Consider the following 15937-nt stretch of genomic DNA (forward strand, 5'->3'; position numbering starts at 1 on the left):
GCGGCCTGATCCAGACGTGACTGTCAGTGGTCGGGTGCAGACTGGCCGGTGTTCGGGACGAGGACGTCGACGAAGACGTCGCGGAGGTGATCGGCATGTCCGAGGTACTGCTCGCCGTGGGGACCCGCAAAGGTCTGTTCATCGGGCGCCGGCGGGGTGGCGTCTGGGAGTTCGACGAGAGTCCGTACTTCAACGCGCAGGCCGTGTACTCGGTCGCCATCGACACCCGCGGGGCGAGCCCGCGGCTGCTGGTCGGCGGTGACAGCTCGCACTGGGGCCCGTCGGTGTTCCACTCCGGCGACCTGGGCCGCACCTGGACCGAACCGGCCCGGCCCGCCGTCAAGTTCCCCAAGGACACCGGGGCTTCGCTGGAGCGGGTCTGGCAGCTGCACCCGGCCGAGGCCGAACCGGACGTGGTGTACGCGGGCACGGAACCGGCGGCGCTGTACCGCTCGGAGGACCGCGGGGAGACCTTCGAGCTGGTCCGGCCGCTCTGGGAGCACCCCACCCGCTCGCGGTGGATGCCGGGCGGTGGAGGCGAGGGCCTGCACACCGTGCTCACCGACGGGCGCGATCCGCGGGCCGTGACGGTGGCCGTGTCGACGGCGGGGGTGTTCCGCACGCTGGACGGCGGCGCGAGCTGGTCCCCGTCCAACTCCGGGGTCTCCGCGGTGTTCCTGCCGGACCCGGACCCGGAGTTCGGGCAGTGCGTGCACAAGGTGGCCCGGGACGCGGCGGACCCGGACCGGCTGTACCTGCAGAACCACTGGGGGGTGTACCGCAGCGACGACGCGGGCGGGCACTGGACGGACATCGGCGAGGGCCTGCCCTCGACGTTCGGCTTCGCGGTGGTGGCCCACCCCCGCCGCGGCGGCACGGCGTACGTCTTCCCGATCAACGCCGACTCGGACCGGGTGCCCGCGGGCCGGCGCTGCCGGGTCTTCCGGACCGCGGACGCCGGCCGGAGCTGGGAGCCGCTCACGGCGGGCCTGCCGCGGGAGGACCACTACGGCACGGTGCTGCGCGACGCGATGTGCCACGACGGCGCGGATCCGGCGGGCGTGTACTTCGGCAACCGCAACGGCGAGGTGTACGCGTCGGCCGACGACGGCGACAGCTGGCGGCTGTTGGCCTCCCACCTGCCGGATGTGCTGTGCGTACGGGCCGCGGTCGTCGGATGAGCCCGAGGAGGAGCCCGTCCGGTCCCGGCGGTCCCGATCGCGGGTTGATCTCCGCCGCCGTCACGGCAGTAGGGTGACGTCCGTGGCACCACGACCCTTGCATGAGATCGTCGAAGCGGGCTGGGCGAAGGCCCTGGAACCGGTGGCCGGGCGGATCGCCGGGATGGGGGACTTCCTGCGTGCGGAGATCGCCGCCGGACGCACCTACCTGCCGGCCGGGCCGAACGTCCTGCGGGCCTTCCAGCAGCCCTTCGAGGAGGTACGCGTCCTGATCGTCGGGCAGGACCCGTACCCGACCCCGGGACACGCGGTGGGACTGTCGTTCTCGGTCGCGCCCGAGGTGCGGCCGCTGCCCGGCAGCCTCATCAACATCTTCCGCGAACTGACCACCGACCTGGGCCTGCCCCAGCCGTCCAGCGGTGACCTCACCCCGTGGACCGAGCAGGGCGTGCTGCTGCTCAACCGGGCGCTGACGACGGCACCGCGCAAACCGGCCGCCCACCGCGGCAAGGGCTGGGAGGAGGTCACCGAGCAGGCGATCCGCGCGCTGGCCGGGCGGGGCAAGCCCCTGGTCTCCATCCTGTGGGGGCGGGACGCCCGCAACTGCCGCCCGCTGCTCGGGGATCTGCCGGCGGTCGAGTCCGCCCATCCGTCGCCGATGTCCGCGGACCGCGGTTTCTTCGGCTCCCGCCCGTTCAGCCGGGCCAACGACCTGCTGGTCCGTCAGGGCGGCCAACCGGTGGACTGGCGCCTGCCGTGACCGGCTCCGGGTTCCTCGCCGTGGACTCCGGGGGCTCCGGTGTGCGGGTCGTCGTCGGTGCCGCCGGGCACCGCGCGCCGGCCCGGGGGGCCTCGAAGGAGCCGGTGCGGACCGGTGCCCGGGGGATCGACCCCGGGCACCTCATGGAGCAACTGGTGCCGATGGCGCGGGCCCTGTGCGCCGAGGCCGGGATCGGGCGGCTGGAGGCGGCCGTCGTCGGCGCGGCCGGGCTGGCCAGCCTGGGGGACGCACTGCGCGCCGAACTGCCGGGGGCTCTGGCCCGTGAACTGGGCGTGCGGCGGGTGGTGTTGGCCGCCGACGCCGTCACCGCCTATGTCGGCGCCCTCGGGCCGCGGCCCGGTGCGGTGATCGCCGCGGGGACGGGACTGATCGCGATCGGCACCGATCTGACCGGGTGGCGCCGGGCGGACGGCTGGGGGCACCTGCTCGGCGACTGCGGCGGCGGCGCCTGGATCGGGCGGGCGGGGCTGGAGGCGGCGCTGCGCGCCCACGACGGGCGCGAGGGCGGCTCCCCCCGGCTGCTGGCGAGCGCCGAGGCGGTGTTCGGCCCCGCGGCGGGGCTGCCCGGCCGGCTGTATCCGCGCGCCGACCGGCCAGCCGTCCTCGCCTCCTTCGCCCCCCGGGTGGCCGAGTGCGCGGCCGACGGCGACCCCGTCGCCGCGGACGTGCTGCGCGCGGCGGCCCGGCACATGGCGGACTCGGCCGCGGCCGTGTGCCCGGACGTGGAGGAGCCGTTGGTCGGTCTCACCGGCGGCCTGTTCGGGGTGGGCGACCCGCTGCTCGTACCGCTCGACGAGGAACTGGCGAAGCGGCTGCCGCGGGCACGGCGGGCCACGGCCGAGGGGGACCCGCTGCACGGGGCGGTGCGGATCGCCACCGACCTCACGACGGGCACATTCACCCTTCCGAGCGACGGAAGGATGCTGTGCGTGACGAGCCCGGCGGCCGAGGACGTCACCCGAGCGGCCGATCCCGAGAAGTAACCCGTCAGACAAATCCGGACGGATACCGCTCACCCGGCCCCTCCCCGAACGGGGGAGCCCGGGAAGCCACTAACATGCCGCAACATGAGCACCCCCACTGGGCCCGCGTCCGGCCTGCCAGTACGAATGCCGCGCCCCCGCCAGCCCGGGCGGCACCGCCGCCCCGAGCCCCTGGTGGCTCCCGAGGACGCGCCCGCGCTCGTTCTCGCCGTGCCGGGTGCGCCCAGCAGTACCGTTCGCTCCCTGGCCGAGGAGGTCGTGAGCATCGCCCGTTCCGAGCTGCCCGGCCTGGACGCCCGGATCGGCTACCTCGACGGCGACGACGAGGAGTTCCCCTCGCTGCAGTCGGTGCTCGCGTACACCGGTGAGGAGCGCACCGCCCGCTTCGAGCAGGCCCGCGCCGCCGGCGCGGACGTCAAGGCGCCCGACGGTCCCGTCGCCGTCGTCGTGCCGCTGCTGGCCGGCCCGGACAGCGCGCTGCTGCGCCAGGTCCGCCAGGCCGTGATGGACAGCCGCGTCGCCGCGGAGCTGACCGACGTGCTCGGCCCGCACCCGCTGCTCGCCGAGGCGCTGCACGTGCGGCTGTCGGAGGCCGGGCTGGCCCGCGCCGACCGTGCCCGCCTGTTCACCGTGGCGACCGCCGCGGACGGCATCATCCTGGCGTCCGTGGGCGGTGACGAGGCCGTGCAGGCGGCCGGGATCACCGGCATGCTGCTCGCCGCGCGCCTCGCGGTGCCGGTGATGGCCGCCGCCCTGGACCAGGAGGGGTCCATCGCCTCCGTCGCCGAGCAGCTGCGCGACTCCGGTTCGCAGCAGCTCGCGCTCGCGCCGTACCTGATCGGCCCGGAGATCGACGCGAGCCTGCTCGAGGAGGCCGCGAAGGAGGCGGGCTGCTCCGCCTCCGAGGCGCTCGGCCCGTACCCGGCGATCGGCAAGCTCGCCCTGGCCAAGTACACGACCGCGCTGGGCATCGCGCCGCAGCAGGCGCAGAGCTCCCCGGTCCGCTGACGCGGCCGACTCGCACCGCCCCGTCGAACGGGCCCGCTCCGGTGACCGGAGCGGGCCCGTTCGCCTCTGTGCGAAGGGACCGGCGGGCCGGTCCCGGTCAGCCGACGACCACGCAGGACGCCGCGGGCACCGGGATCGAGCCGCCGCGTCGCGGCACCCCCGTGTCCGCGTCGACCGCGAACCAGGTCACGTCCCCGGAGCGCTCGTTCGCGACGTACAGGAAGCCGCCGGACTCGGTGACCGCGCGCGGCCAGTGACCGCCGCAGGGCACGGTGGTGAGCGGGCTCAGCTTCTCCCCCTCGACCGCGAACACCGACAGCACGTCCTCGCCGCGGGTCGCGGTCCACACGAAGCGGCCGTCGGGCGAGACGGCCACGCCCGACGGATAGGCGTCGCCGGCCGGGGCGCCGGGCAGGACCGGGACCTCGGTGAGCGGCCTCAGCTCGCCGTCGGCGGCGTCCCAGCGGCAGACGACGAGGGTGGGGCTGAGCTCGTTGAGGACGTACGCGTGCGCACCGTCCGGGTGGAAGGCCAGGTGGCGCGGGCCCGACCCGGGGCGCAGGGCGAATTCCCGGTGCGGGCGGAGGGTGCCGCCGGTCAGGGTGCACACCCGTACCGAGTCCGTGCCGAGGTCGACGCCGACCACCCAGCGACCGCTCGGGTCGGGCTGCACCTGGTGGGCGTGCGGGCCCCGCTGGCGCTGCGGGTGGGGGCCCGAGCCGCTGTGCCGGAACACCCCGGACGCGGACCGCGCGAGGCCGCCGTCCGCGCGGACGGGGACGGCGGTGACACTGCCGGAGCCGTAGTTCGCGGTGAGCAGGTGCCCGGCGAAGAGACTGAGGTGGGTCGGTCCGTTCGCGTCGACCGGTACCGGGGGCCCGGCCGGCTCCGGTCCGTCCCCGGTCACACGGAACGCGGCCACGGCGCCCTCGGCCGTCTCGCTGACCGCGTACAGCATGCGGCGGTCGGCCGACAGGGCCAGGAAGGAGGGGTCGGGTACGCCGTCCACGGTGCTCAGCACGGTCAGCGCGCCGCTGTCGGGGGCGACGGCCGCGGTGACGATGCCGGGTCCTCCCGCCGCCGTGAACGACCCGATGAACGCACGCCGCTCGCCATCCGCCACCACTGTCCCCTCTCGTCCGGTACCGGTCCGGAGCGACGGTAGCAGCCGCCCCTTCAGGTCTAGACCAAAAGCCGCCGACCCGGGTGTGTGTCCGTGTGTGCTTCAGGCGCCGACCAGGGGGGATCCGGAGGACGCCCGCAGCGGCGCCGCGAGTTCGGCGAGGGCGCGTTCCAGACCGTGGAGATGGGCCAGTGCGGGTTCCGTCCCGGCCGCAACCGTGCGCACCGCGACGTCCCGGCCGCCGGTGAGCGCCTCGACCGCGACCTCCACGCGCCGGCAGGCGGCGGCGAGGCGGGCGTCCTGCGAGGCCTCCGGGTCGGCCACGACGGCGACGAGGCCGCGGATCTCCCGGGCGCAGTCGTCGAGCAGGGCGAGCACCCGGCGGGCGCGCCGCTTGCGGCCGCGCATCGGGTTCAGCGGATGCACCAGCGGGGCGACCGAGAGCCGCACCCGGGCGAGGAGTTGCTCCAGCTCCGCCGCCTTCGGCGCGGGGTCGGCGTCCGGGGCCCCGGCCAGCCGCGCGGCCGCCTGGGCGGTGCACGCGTGGACGCAGTGCAGGGCCCGCTGGATCCAGGCGTCGGTGACGCGGTGGGTGGTCACGGGGAGGACGAGCGTCACCGCCAGCGCGGCACCGAGCGCGCCGACGCCGGTCTCCACCAGCCGCAGGGCCAGCAGACCGGGGTCGAGCACGCCCAGGAGGCCGTAGAGCACGGCGGCGAGCAGGGTCACCCAGAGCATCATCCAGGTGTAGGACACCGCGGCCGTGTAGAAGATGCCGAAGACGGACACCGCGACGATCAGGGCGGCGGGGAGGGCGTCCCCGTGCACGGGGACGACGAGGAGCAGCGCGAGACCGATGCCGATGACCGTCCCCAGCACCCGTCGGAAGCCGCGGACCAGGGTCTCGCCGCGCGAGGCGGTGTTGACGAAGACCCACCAGGTGGCGCCGACGGCCCAGTACCAGCGCTGCCCGGACACCAGCTGGCCCACGACGAGGGCGAAGCCCGCGCCGGCCGTCGCCTGGACCGCCTGGCGGGTGGTCACGCGGGCCAGGCCCGTGCCGCCGGGCGGAGCCGGCACGGCGGCGGGCGGCAGGCGGCGCTCGTAGCACCACAGCCCGAAGCGCACTACGGCCGCGGCGAGCACGGACAGCACCACGGAGGCGTACAGCTCGGGGAGCCGGTCCGTCCTCGCGTGCAGGAACTGCGCCGCGAAGTAGGTCATGAACGCGAAGACCCCGAGGCTGTGCCCGCGCGGGCCCCAGCGCCGCGCGTACACGCCCAGTCCGACCACGGCGAGGAAGGCGAGGTCGCGCGCCACGGGGTGGTCCTGCAGCCCCGCGGCGGCGGCGAGCACCGGCAGGCCGACGGCGGGCAGCAGCGCGGTCGTGACGGCCTGCCCGCGGACCGTGGGGTCGGTGACGGTGAACAGGGCGAGCAGCGCGGCGAGCCCACCGGTGACGGTGCCCGTGAGGGAGTGGCCGGCCAGGCCGCACACGACGACCGCCAGCCCGATGCCGAGCACGGCCCGCGCCGCGAAGCGCAGCCGGGTCCGGCCCGGGTCCGCAGCCGTGAACACCCTCTTCAGCACCGCTTACCGCCCCCTGGGAATCGACGAAGTGCACCGTGGCACGAAAAAGGCGCCGCGGGTTCGCAGCGCCATCGACAGCTCCATGGGAGCATCCGGGGCACCACTGGCTCAACAGGCCGCTCCATCACTGGGCCATTGGCCCAGCGCTCGTGCCACGGGAACGTCCGCCGGGGTGCCAACGGCCGACGGCCTGCGGCTCGGCGGTCCGGCACGCCCCGTGCCGTTGCTAGAGTCGGAAACGATCACTGGAGGACGAGGAGACCGGGCGTCATGGCCGTGGACGAGCTCGACACCCGCATCCTGCGGCTGCTGCTGGAGCAGCCGCGCACCAGCGTGCGCGAGTACGCCCGCATCCTCGGGGTCGCCCGCGGCACCCTCCAGGCGCGGCTCGACCGCATGGAGCGCGAGGGCGTGATCACCGGTACCGGTCCCACCCTCTCCCCCGCCGCACTGGGCCATCCGGTGCTCGCGTTCGTGCACATCGAGGTCACCCAGGGGCACCTGGACGAGGTGGGCGCCGCCCTGGCCTCCGTGCCGGAGATCGTCGAGGCGTTCTCCATCACGGGCGGCGGCGATCTGCTGACCCGGGTCGTGGCGCGCGACGCCGGGCATCTGGAGGACGTGATCCAGAAGCTGGTCGGCCTGCCCGGCGTGGTCCGCACCCGCACCGAGGTGGCGCTGCGCGAGCGCGTCGCGCACCGGCTGCTGCCGCTGGTGGAGTCGATCGGCCGGACGGCACGGAAGTGATCGCGTACCGGGTGCCGGCCGCCCCGGCGGCCTTGGCATCCTGGACCCCATGAGCACCCTCGGCACCCTCTCGGTCATCTTCGATCTCGACGGAACGCTCGTGGACAGCGAGCCGAACTACTACGAGGCGGGCCGTCAGACCCTCGCCGAGTACGGCGTCCCGGACTTCTCGTGGACCGAGCACGAGCGCTACGTCGGGATCAGCACGCGGGAGACGATCGCCGACTGGCGGGAGCGGTATGGGCTGCGGGCCGGCGTGGAGGAACTGCTCGCGGTCAAGAACCGCCGCTATCTGGAGCTGGCCCGCGCCTCCACCCGCGTGTACCCGCAGATGCGGGCGTTCGTCGAACTGCTGGCGGGCGAGGGGGTGCCGATGGCCGTGGCCTCCGGCTCCTCGCCGGAGGCCATCGAGGCGATCCTGTCGAGCACGGGCCTGGACGCGCATCTGCGCACCGTCGTCTCGGCCGACGAGGTGGCGCGCGGCAAGCCGGCCCCCGACGTCTTCCTGGAGGCGGCCCGCCGGCTCGGCGCGGCCCCCGGCGACTGCGTGGTGCTGGAGGACGCGGCCCCGGGCGCCGCCGCCGCGCACGCGGCCGGGATGCGCTGCATCGCGATCCCGTACGTCGCCGCGCAGGCCGACGCCGCGGAGTTCGCCACCGCCGGTCTGCTGCTGCGCGGCGGGCAGCGGGAGTTCACGGCGCGGGCGGCGCACGCCTGGCTGACACGGTCGGCCGGACCCGCCTGACCGTGGCCCGCACCGCCCCGCCCGCCCGACACGGGCGGGGCGGCCCGGCCGCCCCGGCGCGCTCCCTGCGTCCGCGCCCCGCGGAGAGCCTCCGGAACCGATCACTCCCGACCCGTTGACGCCCTCCCCTCCCCTTCCTGTCGCCTGGCCGACTACTCGCACGGCATTCGTCATGTCGAGCATTGAGTGGAGGAGCATCCACGGCACGGCTCCTCTCCCGGCCCGGGCCGGTCGAAAGTTCTTTCCGAAACGGTGATTGTTTCGCGTCTCCCGTCCGTACTCCCTGCTGTTGGGCCGTTCATATCCCAGGAGGCACGATGCGCATCTCGCGCAGCACGGCAGGAACCGCGTTCGTGGGCGGAGCAATGATCCTCACCCTCACCGCGCTCGCCTACCCCACCATGCTGGGCGTGCAGAACACCTCGACCCAGCAGGACCGGGTGGTCGCCAACACGAACTACGGTCCGCTGACCGAGGCGGACCGCGACTTCGTGGTCAAGGTGCGCGCGGCCGGACTCTGGGAGCACCCCCTGGGTCTGCTGGCGATGGAGCGGGGGACGACGCCGGAGATGAAGGAGGCGGGCGTGCACCTGGTCGTCGGACACGGCCGACTCGACGCCAGCTGCCGCAAGATCGCCCTGGAACTCGGGATCACCCTGCCGAACCAGGCGTCACCGCAGCAGCAGGGGTTCGTGGAGACCATCAGGTCCACCAATGGAAAGGAGTTCGACTCCACCGCGGTGAACATCATGCGGGTGACGCACGGGCAGATCTTCTCGGTCATCGCCAAGGTACGCGCCAACACCAGGAACACCCTGGTCCGGCAGCTGGCCGACCAGGCCAACGACACGGTGCTCGACCACATCACGGTGCTGGAGAAGACGGGACTGGTCAATCACGAGCAGGTCAACTTCCAGCAGACCAGTCCGCCCAAGATGCCTCAGGAGCAGGTGACCCCGCCGGCGCCGCAGGCGGGCGCGCCGATCCTCGTGCTGGAGGTCCCCAAGGAACTGGAGGACCTGAACACGGCTTCTCCGGCGCCCACCCCGTCCCCCACCGTGGGGTAGCTCCGGAGCGTGTCCGCAGGTCACCACCCGCGGCGGGGCCTGCCCCGCCGCGGGTTCTTCGACGAGCCGCCGGTGCCCTTCCGGCGGCCCCCGCCGGTCGGTCGGCCCGCCGCCTGCTGCTTGCGGGCGCCCTCCCGGCCGGCGCGCCGGGGCTTCTCCGGCGCCTGCTGCTGTGCGCGGCCCCGGGTGCTGTTGACGGTCCGGCCGCGGACGATGCCGATGAAGTCCTCCACCTGGTCCGTCGTCGCGTCCTCGGGCCAGGCCAGCGCCACGCTCGACTCGGGGGCGTCCACGAGGGGCCGGTGGGTGAGGTCCTTGCGGTGGTGCAGCCGGGCGAGGGACAGCGGTACGACGAGCACACCGATCCCGGCCGCGACCAGTTCGACGGCGTCGGCGGTGGTGGCGGGACGTTCGAGGGCGGGCCGTCCGGGCAGGGCCTCCCAGTCGAGGACGTCGTCGAGCGGGTGCAGCACGATGTCGTCGGCCAGGTCCTCGGGGGTCACCTCGTCGGCCGCCGTGACGAGGTGGTCCTTGGGGACCACGACGACCGTCCGCTCGGTGTAGAGGGGGATCGCGCTGAAGACCGTCCGGTCGACGGGCAGCCGGACCAGCCCCGCGTCCGCGTCCCCGCTCAGCAGCAGTCCCTGCGCCGTTCCGGCGGGCACCTGCGTGAGGGTCAGTGGGACGTCGGGCTGCCGCTCGTTCCAGAGGCGCACCCATTTGTCGGGCATCACCCCGGGTGCGTACACGAGCCGGAACGAGGAGGGTGCTTCCGAGCCTGTCACCGGGCCAGGTTACCGGCCGTGGTCGGCGCTCGCGCACCCGCTCGATACCCTGGACACCATGACGTCGCACCAGAGCACCCAGACGATGAAGCCCGCGACCGCGGCCAAGAAGCTGGGTGTGTACCTCGAGGCCACCCCCGCCGAGTTCCGGGAGGGTGCCGTCTCACGGGCCGAGCTGAACGCGCTCCAGGCCGACCCGCCCCCGTGGCTGCGCGACCTGCGGCGCGACGGCCCGCACCCCCGCCCGGTGGTCGCGGCGAAGCTGGGCGTCTCCGTCTCCGGTCTCGCCCGCGGCGGAATCACCGAACCCCTCACCACCGAGCAGATCGAGGCGCTGAAGCAGGAGCGTCCCGAGTGGCTGGAGCGCGAGCGCGCCACCCAGGCGGAGGTCCGCAAGGAAGCCGCGCGGCTCAGGAAGCGCGACGCCGAGCGCGCCGAGCGCGCCGAGCGCGCCGAGCAGGGCGGCTGACCCGGCCGGGGTCGCCGAAGACCGCTCGAAGCCGGAAGACCCCCGGTGCGCCGCGCGTTGCCGACGGGCCGCGTGCTGCGGCGGGTCTCGACGCGGTGGTGGAGGCGTCTCCCGCCGAGGCGGCCGACGTCCACACGCACCGGGAGACGTCCGAGCGACTGAGCCCGGCCCCCGCGTCCCCACCCCGGAAACCCGGGCGACCTGATCCCCGCCTGCTTGCTACGGTTGGCCGCGGCGAGGCCATGAACGGGCTTCCTTCTCATCCTCCTCCAAAGAAACCAGTCCGTTCGCTCTCCTCGCCCTCGGCGTCGCACACCCCCGACCGGGTCCTCCCGGCTTCGGGGGTGTGCCGTTTCCACGGGAAGTCTCCTCGGGCGGTCTCCAGGAGAAGTGAAACGCCAGCCCGCGCCACCCTTTCCGGCGGATAGAAATATCTATCAGCATGGCCGTACAGCACGCGCCCGCAGCGGCGCAGCCGACCGCGCCCGGAGTGGGACATGCACAGCGTCAGATGGAAGCAAGCCGTCGAATGGCTGGCCGCGGCGGCCACGGACCCCCGGGCGTGCAAGCGCGAGTGGGACCACGGCACGGGCACGGCGCTGCTCGCGGCGGGCCGGTACTGGGACGTGCTCAGCGTGCCCGACCGGCTGGGGCTGCTCGCCCTGGACATCATGTGGCACGACCCGCTGGAGGTGCCCGGACCCACGCTGGTGGACGTCACGGCTCGCCGCGTGGGGTTCTTCCTGCCGCCCGATCCGGACAGCGAGTGGGTCGGATGCGGTGTGCGGCACGTCGGCCGCGGCTCCTGGGTCGCCGTACCGCCGCCGTACCGGCCCACCGGGCGCCTGGAATGGCTCGTCCCCCCGGACGGCACCGGCGCCCTGCACCCCCCGGACGCCCTCGAACTGGCCCTGCGCAAGGCCACCGGCATGCTGGCCGTGCTGGCACCGGTCAGCGCGGAGCCCGCGGGTCCGGAGGGCCGGTGAGGTCCTCGGGGGCCTCCGCCCCGGGAGGCGGCAGCAGGGGGACCGGCACCCGGAAGGGTACGGCCGGCACGGGGCCGCGCCCACTCGCCGCGGGGGCGGCGAGGGACGCCCACCGGGCCCCGTGGTGCTCCGGGACCGTACGGCCCCTGGCCCGCCACTCCGCGACGAGGGCCGTGTAGATCGGCGTACGGCCCGCGTACCCACCGGTGGGTTCGGCGTACGGCCGGTTCGCGGCGTCGTTCCCGAGAGGGCGCCGCGCCGTCCCAGTGCTGTCCATGCCGGGCCAACGCGCCTCCGTGCGCCGGTGGTACGCGGACGGCTCCGGGACCGCCGGGTCGGGTGAAGCCCTCACCCGTACGGAGGAACGCCCCGGTCGCCCGGGCAGCCGCGTGCCGCCGCCCGGACCCGCCGGTTCACCGTTCGGGCGTGCTCTCCTGCACCGGCTCCAGCGTCTCCGCGGCAGGCGTCGCGGCGTGCACGGGCCGGACGTCGGCGGACGCGGCGCGGCGGCGCGTCAGGCTCAGCGCGATGGGCTCGGTGTAACGGGCCGTGAGCGGTCCCAGGACGACCAGGATCAGGACGTAGGCCGTGGCCAGCGGGCCGAGGTCCGGTTCGATGCCCGCGGTGACCGCGAGGCCGGCGATCACGATGGAGAACTCTCCGCGGGCGACCAGGGTGCCGCCCGCGCGCCAGCGGCCCTTGGGGGAGATCCCGGCCCGCCGGGCGGCCCAGTACCCGGTGGCGATCTTCGTCAGCGCGGTGACCACGGCGAGCGCCAGGGCGGGCAGGATCACCGGCGGTATGGACTGGGGATCGGTGTGCAGGCCGAAGAAGACGAAGAACACCGCGGCGAACAGGTCCCGCAGCGGTGCCAGCAGGTTGTGCGTGCCCTCGGCGACCTCCCCGGACAGGGCGATGCCGACCAGGAACGCGCCCACGGCCGCCGAGACCTGCAACTGCTGGGCGATGCCCGCGACGAGCAGCGTCAGGCCCAGCACCACCAGCAGCAGCTTCTCCGGGTCCTCGCTGGAGACGACCCGGGAGATCACCCTCCCGTAGCGGACGGCGACGAACAGCACGAGCCCGGCGACGCCCAGCGCGATGGCCAGTGTGACGCTGCCCGCGGCGAGGCCGACCCCGGCCAGCAGGGCGGTGATGATCGGCAGGTAGACCGCCATCGCCAGGTCCTCGAGCACCAGGATGCTGAGGATCACCGGGGTCTCGCGGTTGCCGAGCCGTCCGAGGTCGCCGAGGACCTTGGCGATGACGCCGGAGGAGGAGATCCAGGTGACGCCGGCCAGCACCACCGCGGCGACCGGGCCCCAGCCCAGCAGCAGGGCCAGGGCGGCTCCGGGCAGGGCGTTCAGCGCCATGTCCACGAGGCCGGCCGGGTACTGGGTCTTGAGGTTGGAGACGAGATCGCTGGCCGTGTACTCCAGACCGAGCATGAGCAGCAGCAGGATGACGCCGATCTCGGCGCCGATCGCCACGAACTCCTCGCTCGCGCCGAGCGGCAGCAGACCGCCCTCGCCGAAGGCCAGACCGGCCAGCAGGTACAGGGGGATCGGGGAGAACCGAAGGCGCCCGGCGAGACGTCCCAGCAGACCGAGCCCGAGGATGATCGCGCCGAACTCGATCAGGAAGACCGCGGAAGAGTGCATGCGCTCACTCCCTTCCGAGTATTTCGGCGGCGGCCTCGATGCCCTCGCGGGTGCCGATCACGATCAGGGTGTCCCCTCCGGCCAGCCGGAAGTCCGGCGCGGGGGACGGGATCGCCTCCGCCCGCCGCAGCACGGCGACGATCGACGCGCCGGTGTCCGTGCGCATCCGCGTCTCGCCCAGCACCCGGCCGTTCCAGTGGGAGGTGGTGGACAGCTCGATGCGCTCGGCGACCAGTCCCAGATCGGTGGTGTGCAGCAGGTTGGGGCTGTGGTGGGCGGGCATCAGCGCGTCGATCATCGCGGCCGACTCGGCGACGGTCAGGCGCAGCGACTGGGCGCAGGCGTCCGGATCGTCGGAGCGGTAGACGTTGACCGTGCGGGCGCCGTCCCGGTGCGCGATCACGGACAAGTGCTGGTGCTCACGCGTGGTGAGGTCGTATTTCACGCCTATGCCCGGCAGCGGCGTGGCGCTCATCCGTGGAGCAGGCACGTCCCCTCCCCTTCTCTGTTCTTCTCGGTGCTTCGTACGGGTGGGAGGGACGCATCGCGCTGATGATCGACACCCACGGCGGACATGGTGCCATCCGGACTTTTGCCCGGGAATGGGTGGCGCCACGGATGGACACGGACCGCGAGGGGTCAGAGAATACCCGGGCTCTCCTGCGGCGCAGGTCAACGGGACGAGCCGGCGGCGCACGGACGAGCCGAACGCGCCGAACGGCCCTCGGTCGTGGCCCGTTGGACCTTGTCGGCGGCTCCCGGCGGTAGTCATCCTGAAGGTGTCGGGTACGGCTGTTACGGGAGGTGCGATGAGCGGTCTGGTCGTCGTGGGAGTGGACGGTTCGGCGTCGAGCCTGGCCGCCGTGGAGGTGGCGGCCGAGGAGGCGAGGCGGCGATCGGCCGACCTGCGGGTGGTCCACGCGTTCCTCTGGCCCGCGATGCACGTGCCGCTGGGCGCGTCACCGCTGGGGCCGCCCGACGGCGGTCTCCGGGCCATGACCGAGCGGCTGGTGACCGAGGCGGCGGCACGCGCCCGGTCCGTGGCACCGGACGTGGAGGTCTCGCAGGCCGTCGTGACGGGTGAGCCGCTGACCGTGCTGGAGGCGCAGTCGCGTTCCGCGGAGCTCGTGGTCGTCGGGTCGCGGGGCATGGGCGGGTTCGTCGGGCTGCTGGTGGGCTCCACGGCCGTGCACCTGGCGGCGCACGGGCGGTGCCCGGTGCTGGTCGTACGTGAGCAGGCCGTGCCGGAGGGGCCGGTCGTGCTCGGCGTCGACGGCTCCGCGGCGAGTGCGAAGGCGATCGGCTTCGCCTTCGCCGAGGCCGAGCTGCGCGGAGCGGACCTGGTCGCCCTGCACGCCTGGACCGGCTGGAACGCCCCGATGCCCGCCCCGCAGGACGAGCGGGCGCCGTACGCGAACGAGCCCGGCGCCCTGGCCGCGGGCGAGGAGCGGCTGCTCTCGGAGGCGTTGACGGGGTATCGGGAGCGGTACCCCGATGTGAAGGTGCGGCACGAGACCGTGCACGGCGGCGCCCGGGAGGCACTGATCGAGGCGAGCCGCACGGCGCGGCTGCTGGTGGTCGGGGCCCGTGGGCGGGGCGGTTTCTCCGGGCTGGTGCTGGGTTCGGTGAGCCAGGCCATGCTGCACCACGCGCACTGCCCGGTGGCCGTCGTGCGGGGCGGGGACGCGGACGGGGACGTCTAGGGGACGGGATGTCTGGAGACGCGTCCTGCCCCCGGTGCTCGCGCTCACCGGGGTGCCGCCCGCGGTGCTCCCGGGCCGGTGGGCCGCGGGCGGCACGCCGTGTGACGCGTGGGCGCCGTCGCCCGCGGGTACTCGGGTGCGCCGCCGGGGACCGGTGACGGGAGAGAGCAGTGAACGACACGGTCATGGTCGGAGTGGACGGCTCGCCCCCCAGTATCGCCGCGGTCGACGTCGCGGCCGAGGAGGCCCGCCTGCGCGGTGCGCAGCTGCGGATCGTGCACGCCTTCAGCCGCCGTGCCGACCTGGACCCGATGATCCACGGTGTGCTGGCGCAGGCCGAGCAGCGCGCCCGCGCCCTCGCGCCGGACCTGGAGATCACCCGGACCGTGGCGCCGGGCGAGACGCTGACGGTGCTGCGGAGCGAGTCGCGCCACGCGGTCCTGGCGGTGACCGGCGGGCGGGGCCGCAGCGGGTTCGGCGGGCTGCTGCTGGGCTCGACGGTCGTGCAGCTGGCCGCGCACGGCCACTGCCCGCTCATGGTGGTCCGTGGCCGCCCCGCCCCCCGGGGGCCGGTGCTCCTCGCCGTGGACGGCTCACCGGCCGGGGAGGCGGCGGCGGGGTTCGCCTTCGCCGAGGCCGAGCTGCGCGGCGCCCCGCTGACCGCGATGCACGTGTGGAACACCCGGAGCGAACCGACGCCCCACGAGGGGCCCGCCGACCCGCTGAACATCGTGGTGGACCTCGACCGGCTCCGCGAGAGGCATCAACGACTGCTGGAGGAGACGGTGGCGCCCCTGCGGCACGCCCGCCCCGGGGTCGCCGTGGAGCTGCGCCTGGAACGGGCACGGGTGCGCCACGCGCTGCTCGACGCCGCCCGGGAAGCCCAGCTGCTGGTGACCGGCGCCCGCGGCCACGGAGGCTTCACCGGGATGCTGCTCGGCTCGGTCAGCCAGGCGCTGCTGTACCACGCCGACTGCCCCGTCACCGTCGTCCGCGGGACGGAGTGAGCGGACCGCCGACCGGACACCCCCGGCGCCCGGCGTCCCGGCACCGCGCAGCGGAGCCGTGTGCACCACGCACGTGTCCGGCCGTGTGGACGCGCCCCGCC

16 protein-coding genes are annotated in these 15937 nt (G+C 74.4%); 11 read left to right on the forward strand and 5 right to left on the reverse strand.

Annotated features, from left to right (window positions below):
* Nucleotides 1–26: 26 nt before the first annotated feature.
* From CP969_RS06865 to CP969_RS06880, 4 genes are all read left to right on the forward strand, one after another.
* Complete coding sequence (locus CP969_RS06865; protein ID WP_016827334.1) at nucleotides 27–1181, forward strand: WD40/YVTN/BNR-like repeat-containing protein; 1155 nt, start codon at nucleotides 27–29, stop codon at nucleotides 1179–1181.
* Between the two features lie 82 nt (nucleotides 1182–1263).
* Nucleotides 1264–1941: a uracil-DNA glycosylase gene (locus CP969_RS06870; protein ID WP_004991301.1), complete on the forward strand. Its 678-nt coding sequence runs from the start codon at nucleotides 1264–1266 to the stop codon at nucleotides 1939–1941.
* The gene (locus tag CP969_RS06875; protein ID WP_016827330.1) at nucleotides 1938–2945 is read left to right on the forward strand and encodes an N-acetylglucosamine kinase; all 1008 of its coding nucleotides are present in this window, start codon (nucleotides 1938–1940) and stop codon (nucleotides 2943–2945) included. Before CP969_RS06870 ends, CP969_RS06875 begins: the two co-directional genes overlap by 4 nt.
* An 84-nt stretch (nucleotides 2946–3029) precedes the next feature.
* Nucleotides 3030–3953, forward strand: a complete 924-nt coding sequence (locus CP969_RS06880; RefSeq protein WP_004991297.1) for a sirohydrochlorin chelatase — start codon at nucleotides 3030–3032, stop codon at nucleotides 3951–3953.
* Between the two features lie 97 nt (nucleotides 3954–4050).
* On the opposite strand, the gene CP969_RS06885 is transcribed toward CP969_RS06880, so the two are convergent.
* Nucleotides 4051–5076 carry a lactonase family protein gene (locus CP969_RS06885; RefSeq protein WP_016827328.1) on the reverse strand — a complete coding sequence of 342 codons (1026 nt, stop codon included), beginning with the start codon at nucleotides 5074–5076 and terminating at the stop codon, nucleotides 4051–4053.
* Nucleotides 5077–5178: 102 nt separating this feature from the next.
* Complete coding sequence (locus CP969_RS06890) at nucleotides 5179–6666, reverse strand: FUSC family protein (protein ID WP_016827327.1); 1488 nt, start codon at nucleotides 6664–6666, stop codon at nucleotides 5179–5181.
* A gap of 270 nt (nucleotides 6667–6936) precedes the next feature.
* Here CP969_RS06890 and CP969_RS06895 point away from each other — a divergent pair, with 270 nt between their 5' ends.
* The 3 genes from CP969_RS06895 (at nucleotide 6937) to CP969_RS06905 (ending at nucleotide 9225) form a co-directional block, all read left to right on the forward strand.
* Nucleotides 6937–7413, forward strand: a complete 477-nt coding sequence (locus CP969_RS06895; protein WP_004991292.1) for an Lrp/AsnC family transcriptional regulator — start codon at nucleotides 6937–6939, stop codon at nucleotides 7411–7413.
* 49 nt (nucleotides 7414–7462) lie between these two features.
* On the forward strand, nucleotides 7463–8158 hold the full coding sequence (locus CP969_RS06900; RefSeq protein WP_004991290.1) for an HAD family hydrolase: 696 nt from the start codon (nucleotides 7463–7465) through the stop codon (nucleotides 8156–8158).
* 317 nt (nucleotides 8159–8475) lie between these two features.
* The gene (locus CP969_RS06905) at nucleotides 8476–9225 is read left to right on the forward strand and encodes a DUF4142 domain-containing protein (protein WP_004991289.1); all 750 of its coding nucleotides are present in this window, start codon (nucleotides 8476–8478) and stop codon (nucleotides 9223–9225) included.
* 20 nt (nucleotides 9226–9245) lie between these two features.
* On the opposite strand, the gene CP969_RS06910 is transcribed toward CP969_RS06905, so the two are convergent.
* Complete coding sequence (locus CP969_RS06910) at nucleotides 9246–10010, reverse strand: LysR family transcriptional regulator substrate-binding protein (RefSeq protein ID WP_026085361.1); 765 nt, start codon at nucleotides 10008–10010, stop codon at nucleotides 9246–9248.
* 58 nt (nucleotides 10011–10068) lie between these two features.
* On the opposite strand from CP969_RS06910, the gene CP969_RS06915 reads away from it, so the two are divergent.
* Together CP969_RS06915 and CP969_RS06920 are read left to right on the forward strand one after the other, a co-directional pair.
* Entirely contained in the window at nucleotides 10069–10479 is a 411-nt protein-coding gene (locus CP969_RS06915; protein WP_016827324.1) for a DUF5997 family protein, read from the forward strand.
* A 497-nt stretch (nucleotides 10480–10976) separates the two neighbouring features.
* Nucleotides 10977–11465 carry a hypothetical protein gene (locus CP969_RS06920; protein WP_016827323.1) on the forward strand — a complete coding sequence of 163 codons (489 nt, stop codon included), beginning with the start codon at nucleotides 10977–10979 and terminating at the stop codon, nucleotides 11463–11465.
* A gap of 413 nt (nucleotides 11466–11878) precedes the next feature.
* Here CP969_RS06920 and CP969_RS06930 read toward each other — a convergent pair whose 3' ends face one another.
* Nucleotides 11879–13126, reverse strand: coding sequence for a cation:proton antiporter (locus CP969_RS06930; protein WP_016827321.1), 1248 nt, complete (start codon nucleotides 13124–13126; stop codon nucleotides 11879–11881).
* Nucleotides 13127–13130: 4 nt separating this feature from the next.
* Nucleotides 13131–13601: a cation:proton antiporter regulatory subunit gene (locus CP969_RS06935; protein ID WP_016827320.1), complete on the reverse strand. Its 471-nt coding sequence runs from the start codon at nucleotides 13599–13601 to the stop codon at nucleotides 13131–13133.
* Nucleotides 13602–13935: 334 nt separating this feature from the next.
* Here CP969_RS06935 and CP969_RS06940 point away from each other — a divergent pair, with 334 nt between their 5' ends.
* Together CP969_RS06940 and CP969_RS06945 are read left to right on the forward strand one after the other, a co-directional pair.
* On the forward strand, nucleotides 13936–14829 hold the full coding sequence (locus tag CP969_RS06940) for a universal stress protein (RefSeq protein ID WP_016827319.1): 894 nt from the start codon (nucleotides 13936–13938) through the stop codon (nucleotides 14827–14829).
* A gap of 170 nt (nucleotides 14830–14999) precedes the next feature.
* Entirely contained in the window at nucleotides 15000–15836 is an 837-nt protein-coding gene (locus CP969_RS06945) for a universal stress protein (protein ID WP_016827318.1), read from the forward strand.
* Nucleotides 15837–15937: the final 101 nt, after the last annotated feature.

The sequence above is a fragment of the Streptomyces viridosporus T7A genome (assembly GCF_008704515.1).
Taxonomy (GTDB): domain Bacteria; phylum Actinomycetota; class Actinomycetes; order Streptomycetales; family Streptomycetaceae; genus Streptomyces; species Streptomyces viridosporus.